At 74.6% G+C, this 16520-nt stretch carries 12 protein-coding genes; 9 read left to right on the top strand and 3 right to left on the bottom strand.

Going from position 1 to position 16520, the window contains the following annotated elements; translation table 11 throughout:
* The first annotated feature begins 163 nt into the window (after positions 1 to 163).
* The 8 genes from ACIOJE_RS18420 (at position 164) to ACIOJE_RS18455 (ending at position 10546) form a co-directional block, all read left to right on the top strand.
* Positions 164 to 2383, top strand: coding sequence for a tetratricopeptide repeat protein (locus ACIOJE_RS18420; protein WP_400777273.1), 2220 nt, complete (start codon positions 164 to 166; stop codon positions 2381 to 2383).
* A gap of 261 nt (positions 2384 to 2644) precedes the next feature.
* Positions 2645 to 3760, top strand: coding sequence for an alanine dehydrogenase (ald, locus tag ACIOJE_RS18425; RefSeq protein WP_280685958.1), 1116 nt, complete (start codon positions 2645 to 2647; stop codon positions 3758 to 3760).
* 425 nt (positions 3761 to 4185) lie between these two features.
* The gene (locus tag ACIOJE_RS18430) at positions 4186 to 5253 is read left to right on the top strand and encodes a ParA family protein (RefSeq protein WP_030245868.1); all 1068 of its coding nucleotides are present in this window, start codon (positions 4186 to 4188) and stop codon (positions 5251 to 5253) included.
* Positions 5250 to 5861, top strand: a complete 612-nt coding sequence (locus ACIOJE_RS18435; RefSeq protein ID WP_400777275.1) for a hypothetical protein — start codon at positions 5250 to 5252, stop codon at positions 5859 to 5861. The genes ACIOJE_RS18430 and ACIOJE_RS18435 overlap by 4 nt, the downstream gene beginning before the upstream one ends.
* Before the next feature lie 215 nt (positions 5862 to 6076).
* The gene (locus tag ACIOJE_RS18440) at positions 6077 to 6949 is read left to right on the top strand and encodes a segregation and condensation protein A (RefSeq protein ID WP_400777276.1); all 873 of its coding nucleotides are present in this window, start codon (positions 6077 to 6079) and stop codon (positions 6947 to 6949) included.
* 332 nt (positions 6950 to 7281) lie between these two features.
* Complete coding sequence (locus ACIOJE_RS18445) at positions 7282 to 7902, top strand: SMC-Scp complex subunit ScpB (RefSeq protein WP_280685982.1); 621 nt, start codon at positions 7282 to 7284, stop codon at positions 7900 to 7902.
* 62 nt (positions 7903 to 7964) lie between these two features.
* Complete coding sequence (locus ACIOJE_RS18450) at positions 7965 to 9284, top strand: pseudouridine synthase (protein ID WP_400777278.1); 1320 nt, start codon at positions 7965 to 7967, stop codon at positions 9282 to 9284.
* 278 nt (positions 9285 to 9562) lie between these two features.
* Positions 9563 to 10546, top strand: coding sequence for a helix-turn-helix domain-containing protein (locus ACIOJE_RS18455; protein WP_280685963.1), 984 nt, complete (start codon positions 9563 to 9565; stop codon positions 10544 to 10546).
* Positions 10547 to 10640: 94 nt separating this feature from the next.
* On the opposite strand, the gene ACIOJE_RS18460 is transcribed toward ACIOJE_RS18455, so the two are convergent.
* The 3 genes from ACIOJE_RS18460 to ACIOJE_RS18470 all read right to left on the bottom strand — a co-directional run bounded on the left by ACIOJE_RS18460 (position 10641) and on the right by ACIOJE_RS18470 (position 15085).
* Positions 10641 to 11003 (bottom strand): DUF952 domain-containing protein, encoded by a 363-nt coding sequence (locus ACIOJE_RS18460; protein WP_280685964.1) that lies wholly within the window; start codon positions 11001 to 11003, stop codon positions 10641 to 10643.
* Between the two features lie 107 nt (positions 11004 to 11110).
* Positions 11111 to 12658 carry a mucoidy inhibitor MuiA family protein gene (locus ACIOJE_RS18465; protein WP_280685965.1) on the bottom strand — a complete coding sequence of 516 codons (1548 nt, stop codon included), beginning with the start codon at positions 12656 to 12658 and terminating at the stop codon, positions 11111 to 11113.
* Positions 12659 to 12661: 3 nt separating this feature from the next.
* Positions 12662 to 15085, bottom strand: a complete 2424-nt coding sequence (locus tag ACIOJE_RS18470) for a DUF4139 domain-containing protein (RefSeq protein ID WP_400777280.1) — start codon at positions 15083 to 15085, stop codon at positions 12662 to 12664.
* Positions 15086 to 15414: 329 nt separating this feature from the next.
* Here ACIOJE_RS18470 and ACIOJE_RS18475 point away from each other — a divergent pair, with 329 nt between their 5' ends.
* Complete coding sequence (locus ACIOJE_RS18475; protein WP_400777281.1) at positions 15415 to 16500, top strand: prephenate dehydrogenase; 1086 nt, start codon at positions 15415 to 15417, stop codon at positions 16498 to 16500.
* Positions 16501 to 16520: the final 20 nt, after the last annotated feature.

The following is a 16520-nucleotide window of genomic DNA, read 5'->3' on the forward strand; positions in this document are numbered from 1 at the left end:
CCGACCCGGATGCACCCAGCTGTTGATCCGCGGGGGTGATTTACCGGTTCGTACGACCGGATGTCACCTCGGTTGAGCCTGACGGTCGAACTACGCTTCGCAGACAGGGCGCCCGTCTGGGGCCGCCTCCGCTGAGCGCCGGATGACGTCGGGAGTGGCACGGGTGGCGAGGAAGACGGCGACGATGGACCCCGGCCCCGACGCGCCCGCCGGGGCCGTTCCGGGCCTCGACCGGCTGCCGGGCGGGCCCGCACTGTTCGTCGGACGGCGTGCCGAACTGGCCGCGTTGCGGGCCGCCGCAGCCCGCCCGGCCATCGGCCGCAGCCCGGTGCTGGTCCTGGCCGGGCGTCCCGGTTCGGGCCGCACCACGCTGGCCGTCCGCTTCGCCCGCACCGCCGCCCCGGCCTACCCCGACGGCGTGCTCTTCGCCCGGCTGTCAGCCCCCGACGGCGGGCGCGTGCCGCCCGCCCGGGCCGCCCGCCTGCTGCTGGAGCAGCTCGACCCCGAGGCCCCCGTGCCGCTGCCCGGCACCATCGAGGACGGGCGGGACGAGCCCGCCTGCGTGGCGCTGCGCGAGGCGCTCGCCGGGCGGAAGGTGCTGTTGGTGCTGGACGACGTCCGGGACGCCGGGCAGCTGTGGCCGCTGCTCGCCGACGAACCCGGCTGCCTGGTGCTCGCCACCACCGCCGGGCCGCTCACCGGCATCGAGGACATCGACCCGGTGATCCTCGGCGGGCTGGACCGGCAGGCCTCCGGCGAACTGCTCGCCGACCTGGTCGGCGGCACCCGGATCTCCTGCGACCCGGTCGGCGGCGCCGACCTGGCCGAGGCCTGCGCGGCCCGGCCGGCGGCGCTGCGGTTGATGGCCGGGTGGCTGCGGGGCGATCCGAAGACGGCCGTCACCGAGGCGGCGCGCGAGCTCACCCGGGTGCTGGGGGAGGAGTCGGCGCGGGCGGCGGCACCGAAGGGGGAGGCATCGAAGGCCGCTCAGGTCGCGAAGGCCGCTCAGGCCTCGAAGGCCGCGAAGCCGGGGCAGGCCGGGCAGTCGGGGAAGCCCGGAAACCCCGGGAGGCCTGAAAAGCCCGGGAAGCCCGTACCGGGTTCGACGCCGGGGAAGGCCGGGAAGGCCGCGAAGCCTCCGACGACCCCGGTGTCCTCGACGCCCGCAGGGCCCCTGGCGTCCGCGGGGTCCTCGACGTCCGTGAAGGGGGGGGAGAAGCCGGCCGAGGGTCCGGCGCCGGAGCCCGCCGACGGTGGGACGGCGGGGGACCGGACGGCCTGGGTGAAGCCCGGCCCGGAGCCCGCAGAGCCGGTGCCCGTGCCGGACAGCGACCCGCTGATCGGCGCGTTCACCCTGCTGTACGGCACGCTGCCGGCCGCCCAGGCACGGATGCTGCGCACCCTCACCCTGGCCCCGGCGCAGACCGCCGATCCGCGCACCGCCTCCGCCCTGGTCGGCTGCCCGGCGCCGGAGGCGGCCGCGACGCTCGCCGCGTTGGTCGAGCGGGAACTACTCGGCCAGGAGGCCCCGGCCGCCGACGGCAGCCCGCGCTACCGGGTCCCCGGCCGCCTCTACCCGAGACTGGTCCGGCTGCGCGAGCTGGAGGACCGGCCCGCCGAGACCGAGCTCGCCCGGGCCCGGCTGCTGGAGCGGCTGGTCCGGCTCACCGAGTCGGCCCGCGCCCTGCTGGACCCGGCGAGCGGCCCCGGGCCCGACCCGCTGCCCGCCGTCCTGCGGCTGGACTCGGCCGCGCACGCCCGGGAGTGGCTGCTCGGCGAGCGGGACCTGCTGCTCGGGGCGGTGGCCGACGCGATCGGCCAGGGCGACCTGGACGGCTCGGCGGGCCGGCTGGTGACCGCGCTGCTGCGGACCCTGCCGCTGACCGGCGCCGCCCCGGCCGACCTCTACCGGCTGCACGAACTGGTGCTGACCGTCGCCGAGCGGCACGGCAGACCCCGCCGGGCCTCGGCCGCGCTGCTCAACCTGGGCGACCTGCAGGCCGCCGCCGGTCGCTGGGAGCAGGCCGTCACGCACTACCGGGCCGCCCTGGAGCACGCCCGGTCGGCCGGGGACGAGCCGCTCTGCGCCCGGGCCCTGGAGGGTGCGGCCGGCTGCCACCGGGCGCTCGGTGACGCGGTGCGCGCCGCCGACTGGTACGGGCGGGCGCTGGGCCTGCGGCAGTCGATGGGGGACCACGCCGCCGAGGCCCGGCTGCTCGCCCGGGTGGCCGAGGCGCACGCCGCGCAGCGCCGTTTCGACGAGGCGGACCGCGAGTACCGGGCCGCGCTGGCGGTGCTGCGCAGGCTCGGCGACGAGCGCGGCCGGGAGGCCGTCGGGGCCGCCCTCGCGGACCTGCGGGAACGCGTCGACGCCGGGTGGTGAGGGGTCTTTCGGAGGTATTGTCGAAGATGCCCGGTTAGTACACCTTTGGCGGGAAGATCGCAAGGGAAGCCTACGAACCTGCCAATGTGTTCGGCAGATTTATTCACTTTGGAAGGCTGACACGCCGACTGGGCTTCATTACACTCGAACTCAGTCGCGCAGCGATCCCCGCCCCGGGCTGCCCCGGTGGCTTCCCCACGTGCGCGTCGCCCGCCGGTCTTCTCCGGTAGGGACCCCCATGGCAAGAGGACGTGTTTAGCCGTGAAGGTCGGCATCCCCCGCGAGGTCAAGAACCACGAGTACCGCGTGGCCATCACGCCCGCCGGCGTGCATGAGCTGGTCCGCAACGGACACGAGGTCTACATCGAGGACAACGCCGGTGTCGGCTCCTCGATCCCCAACGAGGAGTACGTGGCCGCCGGCGCCACCATCCTCCCCACCGCCGACGAGGTGTGGGCCACGGCCGACCTGCTGCTGAAGGTCAAGGAGCCCATCGCCTCCGAGTACCACCGGCTGCGCAAGGGCCAGACCCTCTTCACGTACCTGCACCTGGCGGCCGACCGCCCCGGCACGGACGCGCTGATCGCCTCGGGCACCACCGCCATCGCGTACGAGACCGTGCAGCTCGGCAACGGCGCCCTGCCGCTGCTCGCCCCGATGTCCGAGGTCGCGGGCCGGCTCGCCCCGCAGGTCGGCTCGTACCACCTGATGCGCCCGGCCGGCGGCCGCGGCGTGCTGCCCGGCGGCGTGCCCGGCACCCACCCGGCCAAGGCCGTCGTCATCGGTGGCGGCGTCTCCGGCTGGCACGCGGCCACCATCGCGATCGGCATGGGCTACGAGGTGACCCTGCTCGACCGCGACATCAACAAGCTGCGCGAGGCCGACCGCATCTTCGGCACGAAGATCAAGGCCATCGTCTCCAACACCTTCGAGCTGGAGAAGGCCGTCATCGAGGCCGACCTGGTCATCGGTGCCGTGCTGATCCCGGGCGCCAAGGCCCCGAAGCTCGTCACCAACGAGCTGGTCTCCCGCATGAAGCCGGGCTCCGTGCTCGTCGACATCGCCATCGACCAGGGCGGCTGCTTCGAGGACTCGCACGCGACCACGCACGCCGAGCCGACCTTCCAGGTCCACAACTCGGTCTTCTACTGCGTGGCCAACATGCCGGGCGCGGTCCCGAACACCTCCACCTACGCGCTGACCAACGCGACGCTGCCGTACGTCGTCGAGCTGGCCAACCGCGGTTGGAAGGAGGCGCTGCGCCGTGACCCGGCGCTCGCCAAGGGCCTGAACGTGCACGAGGGCCAGATCACCTTCCCGGCCGTGGCCGAGGCCTTCGGCCTGGAGTCGGTCTCGCTGGAGAGCGTGCTCGCCTGATCCGGCAGGCCGCCCTGCGGTCGTTCGCCCCCGACCCGATCACCTCGGGTCGGGGGCTTCGCCATGCCCGTGAGCAGGCGGTGTTGTGGGTGGGTCGCTCTGTCGTCAATTTCCGTCGGTCGTCTCACCCCACCGCAGAAACGTTAGGGTCAACGGCCTACTCATCCCTTGACATCGGCCCGCCCGATAGTCGACACATCCTGCCCACTACCGTGGATTGTGTTGCTGCGAACGCCTTGAACGGCCTAGAGTCGCAAACCGTTGGCATGCTGCCACGCTGACGAATCGACATAGAGTCCTGGATGCCCAAGGAGGTAAGACGACTTGTGAATGAGTCGACATTTGCTCCCGGGGGTGGTCAGCCAGGACTGGCGGAGCGCACCGCCGGCCAGCCGAGTGAGGAGTCCGGGGCCCGGCAGCCCTCCGTGGGCTCGGCCGAGGTCGGCTCGGTCGCACTCCGTACCTTCGAAGCACGCCAGAACACAGCACAGGTGACCACGGTGACCGATCACGACGCCGACTTGGCGGCCTACGGCCTGGCCTACGGCGAGTTCGCCTACGGCGCCTACGACGACCCGGACGCCGAGTACGAGCCGGACCCGGAGTACGCCGCCACGCTGGCCCCCGACGCCGCGCGCCAGCGCCGCGAGCGGGTCGGCCCGACCGGCCGGCCGCTGCCGTACTTCCCGATCCCCGCGCCGGTCGCCGAGCACGGCCCCGCGCAGATCATCGCCATGTGCAACCAGAAGGGCGGCGTCGGCAAGACCACGTCGACCATCAACCTGGGCGCCGCGCTGGCCGAGTACGGCCGCCGGGTGCTGCTCGTCGACTTCGACCCGCAGGGCGCGCTCTCGGTCGGCCTCGGCGTCAATCCGATGGAGCTCGACGTCACCGTCTACAACCTGCTCATGGAGCGGGGCCTGACGGCCGATGAGGTGCTGCTCAAGACGGCCGTGCCGGGCATGGACCTGCTGCCGTCCAACATCGACCTCTCCGCCGCCGAGGTGCAGCTGGTCAGCGAGGTGGCCCGGGAGTCCGCGCTGGCGCGCGCCCTGAAGCCGCTGCTGCCCGACTACGACTACGTCATCATCGACTGCCAGCCCTCGCTGGGCCTGCTGACGGTCAATGCGCTGACCGCCGCTCACAGCGTCATCGTCCCGCTGGAGTGCGAGTTCTTCGCGCTGCGCGGCGTCGCGCTGCTGACCGAGACCATCGAGAAGGTGTGCGAGCGGCTCAACCCCGAGCTGCGCCTGGACGGCATCCTCGCGACCATGTACGACTCGCGCACCGTGCACAGCCGCGAGGTGCTGGCGCGCGTCGTCGAGGCGTTCGGCGAGCACGTCTTCCACACCGTCATCGGGCGGACGGTCCGTTTCCCGGAGACCACCGTCGCCGGCGAGCCGATCACCACGTACGCGACCAACTCGGTCGGTGCCGCCGCCTACCGTCAGCTCGCCAGGGAGGTGCTCGACCGGTGCCGCCCCGCCGAGTGAGTCTCCCGGGTGCCGACGAGCTGTTCCGGACCACCGGCGGGATGGCGTTGTCGCCGTCCCTCGCACCGCGTCCGGCCGCCGAGGCATCCAGACCGGAGACCGCGCGGACCGGCAACGGCACGGAGGGCGCTGAGGGCGCCCGGGACGCCCAGCGCACCGGCGAGGCCGGGCGCCAGCCGTCCCAGGACCAGCAGCCGGCCGCCGGCGCACCGGCGTCCGTGCAGCCGCCGGCCCAGCGCTCCGCCACGGCGGCCGGGCCCCAGGGGGCCGCGCAGGCCGCCTCCGGCGGTCGAGGCGCCGCCGCGCCGATCGGCCGCCAGCACCCCGGCGCCGCGGAGGAGCAGCCCGGCGCGGCCGGGCGCGCCCGGCCGCGCGGTCGGGCGCCGCGCCGCCCCAGCGGGCGCGAGCGGCACGACGAGAAGATCACCGTGTACGTGTCCGCCGAGGAGCTCATGGACCTGGAGCACACCCGGCTGGTGCTGCGCGGCGAGCACGGCCTGGCCGTGGACCGCGGGCGGATCGTCCGGGAGGCCATCGCGGTCGTCCTGGCGGACCTGGAGCAGCGCGGCGAGGCCTCCATCCTGGTCCGGCGGTTGCGCGGCCGGTAGGCCCCCTCCCGGGCCTCGGCGGGCGCCCCGGTGCTGCTCGGCGGCGGGTCGACTGCGCGTCGACGGCTTGTCGACGGCCTGCCGCGTGCGCGACGAGCACGTGTTGGCGACGTGACGGTGCGTGATGGAGCGTGCCGGCGGGGTCGACGGGGTCGACGGCGTGTCGACGGCCCCGGGACGGGGCGGGCGGCCGGGCCGGGTGAAGATGGACCGTCATGCCGAGCACCGCCGAACCACCCGCCACCGCCGTGAACGCGACCGAGCACGAGAACCCGTCGCGGGGCGGCTTCCAGGTACGGCTGGACAACTTCGAAGGCCCCTTCGACCTGCTGCTCAGCCTGATCGCCAAGCACAAGCTCGACGTCACCGAGGTGGCGCTGGCCACCGTCACGGACGAGTTCATGGCGCACATCCGGGCGATGGGCCCGGACTGGGACCTGGACGCGGCGACCGAGTTCCTGGTCGTCGCCGCGACCCTGCTCGACCTCAAGGCCGCCCGGCTGCTGCCCGCCGCCGAGGTCGAGGACGAGGAGGACCTGGCGCTGCTGGAGGCCCGCGACCTGCTGTTCGCCCGGCTGCTGCAGTACCGGGCGTACAAGCGGGCGGCGGCCCTGTTCGGCGAGCGCTGGGCCGCCGAGCTGGCCCGGCGCCCGCGCGCCGTCGGGCTGGAGCCGCGGCATGCCGCGCTGCTGCCCGAGGTGGTGATCACCGTCGGCCCGGAGCGGCTCGCGCAGCTGGCGGCCAAGGCCATGGAGCCCAAGCCGAAGCCGGTCGTGTACGTCGACCACATCCACAGCCCGCCGGTCAGCGTGCGCGAGCAGGCCGGGCTCGTGGTCGGGCTGCTCACCGAGCTGGGCGAGGCGTCGTTCCAGCGGCTGGTCGCGGACGCGCCGGACGACCTGGTGGTCGTCGCCCGCTTCCTGGCGCTGCTGGAGCTGTACCGGGAGCGGGTGCTGGCCTTCGAGCAGCCGGAGGCGCTGGGCGAGCTGCTGGTGCGCTGGGTGGCGGAGGCGGATCGGGGCTCGGTCGAGGTGACGGACGAGTTCGATCGGCCGGCGGGAGAGCGGGAGCGGGAGGAGAGTCGATGAGCGGCGGGAGCGGGAGCGGGGGCGGCGCGAGCGAGGGAGGCGGGCGGCCGGTGCGGCGCCCGCTCGGGCTGCCGGGGCGGCCGCGGGTCGAGGAGTGGCTGGAGCCGGCCTTCGAGCTGCTGCCGGAGCCGATTGCGGAGCCGGTGCCGGTGGCGGTGCCTGTGGTGGAGCCTGCCGGGGCGCCTGAGGTGGCTCCTGTGCCGCCTGTGGCGCTGGTGGAGCCGGTGGCGGCCTCGGGGGAGGGCGAGGCGCGGGTCGGGCACCAGAAGTCGGCTCCGTCGACTTCCGGCGCTACCGATCCGGTCGAGGACGAGGGCCCGGCCGAAGCCGGGCTGAAGGCCGAGCTGGAGGCGATCCTGATGGTCGTCGACGAGCCCGCCGGGGAGGAGCGGCTGGCGGGCGTGCTGGAGCGACCCCGGGCGCAGGTGGCCGTGGCGCTGCGCGAACTGTCCGCCGAGTACACCGCCCAGGGCCGGGGATTCGACCTGCGGCTGGTCGCCGGCGGGTGGCGGTTCTACAGCCGGGACACCTGCGCGCCGGCCGTCGACCGCTTCCTGCTGGACGGCCAGCAGGCCCGGCTGACGCAGGCCGCGCTGGAGACCCTGGCGGTCGTCGCCTACCGGCAGCCGGTGTCCAGATCCCGGGTTTCCGCCGTCCGTGGTGTGAACTGTGACGGCGTGATGCGTACCCTGGTACAGCGAGGACTGGTGGAAGAGGCCGGATCCGAGCCCGAAACAGGTGCGATCCTGTATCGGACGACGAACTACTTCCTGGAACGGATGGGGCTCCGCGGCCTGGACGAGCTGCCGGAGCTTGCTCCCTTCCTGCCCGAGGTCGACGACGTGGAAGCGGAGTCCCTGGAGGGCACGATGATCGCGGAGGCGGTCGCCGCCGCTGCCGTACAGGTCGTGGACGGCAGTGGCGAGGCCGGTCGGGCTGCGCCTGATCGGTAGGGGGCGGTGAGGTCGGCCGAAACGACCGCACATCCCAGACGGAACGACGTACGGACACTTTGATGCGTAGCAGTGGCAACGGCAGGAACGGCAGCGGCGGCGGCAGCGGTCGCGGCGGACAGGGCGGGGGCCGGGGCGGCAGCTCCTACGGCGGCAGCGGCAGCGGTCGCGGCGGCTCGGGCTCGGGTTCGGGTTCGGGCTCCCGTGGGGGTTCGTATGGTGGCGGCTCGGGTTCGGGCTCCCGTGGGGGTTCGTACGGCGGTGGCTCGGGTTCGAGCTCCCGCGGCGGTTCGTACGGTGGCGGTTCGGGTTCGAGCTCCCGGGGCGGCTCCGGCTCGTACGGGCGGGACAGCCGTCGCGACGACCGGCGGGACGATCGCCGCGATGACCGCCGGTACCCGGACCGCCCGCTGCGGCCCGAGGAGCGGCGCTACGACCGCCCCGAGTTCGGCGGCGGCCCCAACGCCACCCCCGCCCGCGGCGGCTTCGCCGGCCGGCGCCCCGGCCCGGCCCCGCGTCCGCGTCGTGAGGGCCAGGGCGCCCCGGGCGACCCGCGCCGCCAGCCGCAGCGCTCGCGCGAACTGCAGGCCAAGATCGAGGACGCCGTCCTCGCCCGGCACGACAAGCCCGCCGTCAAGCTGCCCAAGACCTTCGGCGAGCCCGAGGGCGAGCGCCTGCAGAAGGTGCTGGCCCGGGCTGGCATCGGCAGCCGCCGCGCCTGCGAGGAGCTGATCGAGCAGGGCCGGGTCGAGGTCAACGGCAAGCGCGTCACCGAGCAGGGCAAGCGGGTCGACCCGCAGAACGACGAGATCAAGGTGGACGGCCTGACCGTCGCCACGCAGTCGTACCTGTTCTTCGCGCTCAACAAGCCGGCCGGCGTGGTCTCCACCATGGAGGACCCGGACGGGCGGCAGTGCCTCGGCGACTACGTGACCAACCGGGAGACCCGGCTGTTCCACGTCGGCCGCCTGGACACCGAGACCGAGGGCATCATCCTGCTCACCAACCACGGCGAGCTGGCCCACCGCCTCACCCACCCCCGGTACGGCGTGACCAAGACCTACCTGGCCGCCATCCAGGGGCCGATCCCGCGTGACCTGGGCAAGCAGCTGGCCCAGGGCGTGGAGCTGGAGGACGGCTACGCGCGCGCCGACAGCTTCAAGGTGATCTCCAACGTCGGCAAGAACTACCTGGTCGAGGTGACCCTGCACGAGGGCCGCAAGCACATCGTCCGCCGGATGCTGGCCGAGGCCGGCTTCCCGGTCGAGAAGCTGGTGCGCACGCACTTCGGTCCGATCGCGCTGGGCGACCAGAAGTCGGGCTGGCTGCGCCGCCTGACCAACCCCGAGGTGGGGCAGCTGATGCGCGAGGTCGGTCTGTAGACCGGTCGGTATATTTCTGTAGACCGGTCGGCATAGAACCCGGGCGATATGTAGACCGGTCGGTATATTCGGGTTTCTGTTGAGGGCCTCCCCGTCGAGTGACGGGGAGGCCCTCAGCCGTTCGGCGGGGGCGGGGTGTGAGGCGGGCCGCAACCCCTGGTCACGGCCTTGTCAGCGTCATGATCCGTGGCAGAGGATGGCCACCGGACCACCACCCGCCCAGTGGCGGGACTGCGCCAGGGCGGGCGCCGGTGGGGGCGAACGGGGGAGACGGCGTCGTGTCCGATGCACCACTCAGCGCACTGGGACTGGCCGAGCCGGACGGACTGGTCTACGCGACGCTGGTGGCCAATCCGCAGTCCACCGCGGAGGAGCTGGCCGCCAGCTGCGGCCTGACGCTCCAGCAGGGCGTGCGCGCCCTGGACCGGCTGGCGCAGCAGGGTATGGCGACCCGGGCGCCGGTCGACCGGCAGCGCTACCTGCCGGTCGCCCCCGACGTCGCGATCGGCACCCTGATCGGCCACCGCGAGTCCGAACTGCGGCACGCCCGGGCCGAGATGCACCGCCTGATGGATGCCTTCCGGGAAGCCTCCCGGTACACCGACCCGGCGCACTCGGTGGAGGTGCTGACCGGCGGCGAGGCGATCGCGCAGCGACTGGAGCACATCACCGAGACCAGCCAGTACCAGGTCCGCGGCTTCGACCGGCCACCGTACATCCAGGACCCGGTGGCCCCGATCCCGTTGCAGCGGCGGCGGCTGCGGGAGGGCCTGCGGCTGCGGACCATCTACGACCGGGACGCCGTGGCCTGGCCGGGCCGGCTGGAGCGGAACATCCTGGCCGGTGTGGCGGACGGCGAGGAGGCCCGGGTCCGGCCGTCACTGCCGATGAAGATGATCATGTCGGACGACCGGATGGCGATCATCCCGATCAGCGTGGGCGACAGCGTCCTCGACGCCGCGTACGTCATCCACCCCTCCGCCCTGCTCCAGGCGCTGGACACGCTGTTCGAGGCGGAGTGGGAGCGCGCCGTCCAACTGCAGGCCGCGATCGGCACCGGGGACGCGACGTTGGAACCGGAGGCCGACCACCGCAAGCTGCTGGGCCTGCTGGCGGCCGGCCTCACCGACGAGTCGATCGCCCGGTCGCTCGGCTGGAGCGCTCGGACGACCCAGCGCCGGCTGCAGAGCCTGATGCGGTCGCTGGGTGCCACCACCCGCTTCCAGGCCGGCATGGCGGCCCGGGAGCGGGGCTGGCTTTGAGCCGGGGTCGGCTTTGAGCCGGGGTCGGTTCTGGACCGGGGCCGGCTCTGATCAGGGCCGGCTCTGATCAGAGCCGAGCGGGCCGCAGGGGTCGTCAGCTCCAGGGGGTGAGGCTCACCCAGCGGCCGTCCGGACCGCGCTCGACCTTCAGCAGACCCTGGACGGCGGAGCGGTTGAGCCGTCCGTAGACGTGCGGGAACAGCGCGCCGGGGGTGGCCCCGGGCGGCGGTGCGCCGTGCGGGGCCTCCCACTTGACCATCGGTTCCACCAGCGACTCCTCGATCAGCAGCACCATCAGCGGGTCGGGAGTATCGGCGAAGAAGGCGTTGGCCACCGCGAGCGCCGTCTGCTCGTCCGCCGAGCAGTGGATGAACCCGTCGGTGAGCAGCGACGCGGCGGTGTACGGCCGACCGGGGTCGGCCAGCCAGTCGTCCAGGGGGGTGAGGTGGAGGATCATGTTCCTGTTCTACCCGGTTTGGTCTGGTCCTGAGTGGTCGTCACGAGCGGATCGGCGTGGAGCCCGGGGGCGGGGTGCTCGGGTCTGGGCGGTCGGGGCCGGGGTGCTCAGAGGCCGGCGACCTTGGCGGTCGCGGCGATCTCGTACACCAGCGTGACCGTCCGGCGGGCGCCCGGCCCGAGCGGGACGTCCCAGCGGAGGATGCCCGCGGCGTCGAAGGAGTCCGGCGAGGGGGAACACTCCTCCTTGCGCAGCCGCACCTCCACCGCCGACACCTCGGAGACCGGCACCCGTTCGCGGACCGCGACGACCTGCTCGTCCCGCTCCTCCGGGCCGGAGAAGCGGGAGAGGTGCAGCCGCACCGTCCGGGTGGTGGTCTGGCGGCCGGTGAGCCCGGCGGTGGCCTGGCGCTCCTCGGTCTCGCGGACCACCCGGTAGCCGTCCGAACTGCCGAACGCCAGCTCGGCCTCGGCGCCGGTGGCGGTGAAGCCCAGCTCGCCCCGGCCGGTGAAGCCGCTGCCGCGGACCAGCTCGACCGGGCCGGCGAGCAGCGGGTGCCCGGCCGCGTTGCGGAACCGGACCACCTGGGTCACCAGCGGGGACAGCTCCGGCGCGCAGGCGTACTCGCTGTTCGCCGGCCCGGTGAAGGCGCCGAGCGGCACCCGGTGCGCCCGGCCGTCGGAGGGCACGGTGGCCGGGGCGGGCGCGGGCAGCACCCGGACCTCCCCGCCGTCGTCCACCCCCGGCACGCCGGCGGCAGGGCCGAGCGTGCTGACCGTCTCCTCGCGCAGCTCCACCTCGACCGTGCGGCGCTCCTCTGCCGTGCGCTCGCGCAGCGACAGCACGTCCTCGGTGACGGCGGGCGGGTCGGTGGCGAGGGCCGAGCGGGCGGTGGAGAAGGTGAGCCGGGCGCCGGTCCAGTCCTCGCCGGTGCGCTGCCAGACCACCGCCTCCGACTCCAGCCGCAGGCTCCCGCCGTCCAGGGTGGCCCGGTACGAGGGGCGCCAGAGCGCGCACGGCACCAGGTGGGTGACGGTCACCCCGCTCGGGCCGGGCTGCGCCGCCTCGACGGTGAGCTCCAGGTGGGCGATCAGCTCGGCCGGGTCCTCCTCGGCCTGGTCGAGGGCGATCAGGGCCTGCGAGCGCTCCTGCTCCAGGCGGCGCAGGCGGGAGTGGGTGGCCCGCAGTTCCTCGCCGTGGCGCTCGCGCTCGACGTCCACCCGGTCCAGCTCGCGGGCCCAGCGGGTGCGTTCGATCTCGCCGATCCCGGCGCCCTCGCCGACCTCGCGCAGCAGGTCGGCGGAGAGCTGGGCGAGCAGTGCCAGCCGGGCCTCCAACCGGGCGCGGGTCTGGTCGGCGAGGCGGCTCTCGGTCTCCAGTTCGTGCAGCCGGCGGCGCAGCCGGGAGTCGTCCGGGCCGGGCGGCAGAGGGGCGCGCGGGCTCCAGTCGCGGACGATCCGGGCGTCCAGCACACGGGTGCCGGGGGCGGTGGTCTCGGCGCGCAGGGTGCGGTCGACGGCGAGCGCGGTGAGCGGGCCCAGCCGCAGCCGCTGGACGCCCGCGGCGAGGTCGACGGTGGCCGTGCGTTCGACCTGGCTGCGGTCCTCCAGGCAGGTGACGGCGGAGACGGGGAGGGGGATGGTCGCTCCGGTCATCGTTCAGTTCCTCCGGTTTCCGCCGACGATGGCCTTTCCGGCCGGGATCTTGATCTGGTAGCCGCCGTCCAGCTCGGTGCGGCCGCCGGGCGGCAGGTCGACCCGCCAGAGCCGGGTGCTGGGCGGGCAGTCCGGTGTGGAGACCGTCGGGGCGTGCCAGTCGGCCCGCTCCTCGATCCGGATCTCGGCGTCGGAGGTGACCGGCACGCGCTCGCGGACCTCCACGGTGACGGTGCGGCCGAGCCGGTTCGCCAGCTGGACGTGCACCCGGTGGTCGAGCACGGTGCTGCTGTTCAGCATGCCCGCGGTGGACTCGTGCAGCTCGGTGCGGCGCGCCACCTCGATGCTCTCGGTCACACCGATGCCCAGGCGCCGCTCACCACCGGGGGCGAGGGTGGGCAGGGCGGCGGTGAGCAGGAACTCCTCGTCGACGGTGACCTCGACCGGGCCGGCGAGCACGGCGCGGTCGGTCCGGTTGGCGAGCACCAGGGTGGCGTACACCTTCTCCTCGACCGAGGGGACGGTGACGTACTCCGGGCGGACGGACACCGGGATCTCGTCGATCGTGACGGTGTGCCAGGTGCCGTCGGACGGGATGTCGGCGGGGGCGGTGGAGTCGAAGCGGTGGTCGAAGGAGCCGGCTGACACGCGGGGCGGGACGGCGTGCCGGGGGAGCGCGAGGTAGCGGACCCGCTCGCCGCCGGAGCCACCCGGGACCGGCGCGGCCGGTTGTTCGCGGCCGACCCGCTCGGCAGGAGCGCGCAGGGTGCCGCGTTCGGCGGCGGGCGCGTCGGGACCGGCGAGGACGAGGTCGGGATAGTCGAGCAGGGCGGCGTCCGGGGTGAAGCCGGTGACGGGGGCCTCGGTGACGGTGCCGTCGCTGCCGTTGTCGCTGCTGTAGCCCCGGTGGCGGGAACGGCGGGCGGCGGGCTGCAGGTCCGGCGGGGGCGCGCCGCCCGGCGCGACGGGGGCGGGCGGCGGTGGGGAGGCCTGGGGCAGAGGGGTTCGAGGCATCGAGGCGGGTGCGGCGCCGTAGCCGGCGAAGCCGGGCGGGGGCGCCGGGACCGGTTCGTTGACGTCCAGGGTGCCGCCGCGCGAGGCGGGGGAGGCCAGCCGGGCGGCGTCGGCCACGAGCTCGGGGGCGGCCGGGCGTGGACCGGAGGCCCGGGCGCCGCCGAGGCTCCCGACCTCGGGGGTGTAGCCGTACGGGCCCGGGGCCGAGACGGGGCGTGCGGCGGCGTGGCGCGGGGTCGGGCGGGAGCCGGTGCCGGCCGCGTCGTAGCCGGTGAAGAGGTCGGCCAGGCCGGCCGGGGGCTCGCGCCAGCCGGACGGCGGCGGGGCGGGCTGGCTGCGGCCGATCCGCAGCGAGCGGAGCCGGGGCAGGTCGGTGCGGCGGTCGAGGTCGGCGGTGGAGAGGGCGAGTCGGACGCCGGACCAGTCCTCGCCGGTCTGCTGGGCGATGACGGCGCGCAGGACGAGTCGGCCGGAGTCGGCGCCGTGGCGGTAGGAGAGGCGGTAGGCGGGCACCCAGCGGGCGGCGGGGACGCCGTACTCCAGCTCGATGTCGAGTCGGGCGGGGGGCTCGGCGGGGGCTGGTCCGGAGGGTTCCGGGGCGGCTTCCGTGGCGGGGTCGGGGGAGGCTTCCGGGGCGGGCTCCGGGGCGGGCTCCGGGGCGGGCTCCGGGGTGGTTTCCGCGGTAGGTGTGGTGAGGGTGAGCAGGACGGTGGCGGCGGTCTCGACCGGGAGGGCGGGGCCGGCGGTGGACACGCGGTCCAGCCGGTCGGCGGCCAACTCGCGCTCGTGGTCGGCGAGTTCGATCTCCTGGGTGAGCTCCTCGGCGCGCTCCTGGAGCCGGGCCAGGCGCTCGTCGACGAAGTCGGCGAGCTCCAGCCAGGCGTCGGCAGGCGTACGGCGCAGCGGCTCCTCGCGCCGTCGCGGCGGCGGCACGGCGCGCAGCGCGGAGGTCTCGGCGATCGCGGTCAGGACCAGCCGGTGGCGCTCGGTGAGCGTGCTCTGGCGCTCCATGGCATCGTCCAACTCGCGGCGGAGCCGGGGGAGTTCTGCTGGTTCGTGGAACTCGGCGAGCAGCTCCAGCCGGGCCTCGGTGACCGCCGCCCCGGCCGGGCCACCGAGCACCCGGGCGCGCAGCGAGCGGCCGTCCAGCGAGGACGGCAGGCCGGTCAGCCGCAGCCGGCCGCCGGCCGGGACCGGGACGCTGGCCCGGCGGCGGCACACCGCGCCCTCGGCGTACACCGCGACCGAGTCCAGGACAGACGGGTGGGCGGGGACGGCCGGCGGTTTCGACTGCCCGGCCCCGCCGCCGTGCCGATCGTCGCCGCCGTGCCGGCTGTCAACGCCGTCCTGGTTGTCCACGCTGTGCCGGTTGTCGACGCCGTGCTGATCGTCGCCGCTGTGCTGATCGTCCATGCGCAACCCCTTCGTTCGCGTGCCGTGTTCCGCGTGTCGCCCGCGCCGCGTTGGCGGTCAGTCTGCCCGGCTTCGGTGCGGGCGTCGCCGGATTTCGCGGGGCGCGGCGTGGGTGCCCGCCGCCGGGCCCGCCGTGCGTCCGCACGCTGTGGGACGGGGGTGGGGCCGGCGCGGTTGCCCACCCGGTGGGCGGTGGGGGCACCGGTGGGGTGGATGCGAGAGGATGGGGCGGGTGTGTTCCCGGCCCGTCTCGGGAGCCCGGCCGGCCCGAGAACCAGAGACCCCGAGTACCCGCGTACCCGAGAATTCGAGAAGGAGCGCGACCCGCCATGCGCACTGCCGTCGTCGTCGGTACCGGACTGATCGGCACCTCCGCCGCGCTCGCCCTGGCCGGCCGCGGGCTGACCGTCCACCTGGAGGACGCCGATCCGGACGCCGCCCGGACCGCGGCCTCGCTCGGCGCCGGTACCACCGAGCCGGCCGAGGGCCCGGTCGACCTGGCGATCATCGCCGTCCCGCCCGCCTTGGTCGGCAAGGTGCTCGCGGACTGCCAGCGCCGCAATCTGGCCCGCTGGTACACCGACGTCGCCAGCGTCAAGGCCGGTCCGCGCAGCGAGGTCGCCGCGCTCGGCTGCGACACCGTCCACTACATCGGCAGCCACCCGATGGCCGGCCGCGAGCGCTCCGGCCCGCTGGCCGCCCGCGCCGACCTGTTCGAGGGCCGGCCCTGGGTGCTCACCCCCACCGACGACACCGACACCGAGACGCTCAACGCCGCCTTGGAGCTGGTCGCGCTCTGCGGCGCGATGCCGATCGTGATGGACGCGGCCGCGCACGACCGCGCCGTCGCCCTGGTCTCGCACGCCCCGCAGCTGGTGTCCTCGCTGGTCGCCGCCCGGCTGGAGCACGCCGACGAGACCGCCATAAGGCTCTCCGGCCAGGGTGTCCGGGACGTCACCCGCATCGCCGCCTCCAACCCCGGCATGTGGGTCGACATCCTCTCCGCCAACGCGGGTGCCGTCGCCGACATCCTGGAGGAGGTGGCCGCCGACCTCGGCGACACCGTCACCGCGCTGCGCGCCCTGGATGCCGCCGAGGAGGGCGAGCGCCGGGGGGGCGCGGCCGGGATCGAGGCGGTCATGCGGCGCGGCAACACCGGCCAGGCCCGCATCCCCGGCAAGCACGGCGCGCCGCCCACCCGGTACGAGACGGTGGCCGTGGTGCTCGGTGACCAGCCCGGCGAGCTGGGCCGGCTGTTCGGCGAGGTCGGCGCGGCCGGGGTCAACATCGAGGACGTCGTCATCGAGCACTCGACCGGGCAGCAGGTGGGCTTCGTCCAGCTGTCGGTGGCGCCGGGGGCGGTCAAGCCGCTCACGGTGGCGCTGCGGGCGAGTGGGTGGAGCGTTCGGGACTGAGGGCCCTCGGGGCTGAGGGC

Source organism: Kitasatospora sp. NPDC087861, from assembly GCF_044742585.1.
In the GTDB taxonomy this organism is placed as follows: Bacteria; Actinomycetota; Actinomycetes; order Streptomycetales; family Streptomycetaceae; genus Kitasatospora.

What these genes read in the sequence shown, in the direction of transcription:
- ACIOJE_RS18440 (WP_400777276.1), top strand. Translation starts at nt 6,077, where the DNA reads ATGCCGAGCACCGCCGAACCACCCGCCACCGCCGTGAACGCGACCGAG.
- ACIOJE_RS18450 (WP_400777278.1), top strand. Translation starts at nt 7,965, where the DNA reads ATGCGTAGCAGTGGCAACGGCAGGAACGGCAGCGGCGGCGGCAGCGGT.
- ACIOJE_RS18460 (WP_280685964.1), bottom strand. Translation starts at nt 11,003, where the DNA reads ATGATCCTCCACCTCACCCCCCTGGACGACTGGCTGGCCGACCCCGGT.
- ACIOJE_RS18465 (WP_280685965.1), bottom strand. Translation starts at nt 12,658, where the DNA reads ATGACCGGAGCGACCATCCCCCTCCCCGTCTCCGCCGTCACCTGCCTG.
- ACIOJE_RS18470 (WP_400777280.1), bottom strand. Translation starts at nt 15,085, where the DNA reads ATGGACGATCAGCACAGCGGCGACGATCAGCACGGCGTCGACAACCGG.
- ACIOJE_RS18475 (WP_400777281.1), top strand. Translation starts at nt 15,415, where the DNA reads ATGCGCACTGCCGTCGTCGTCGGTACCGGACTGATCGGCACCTCCGCC.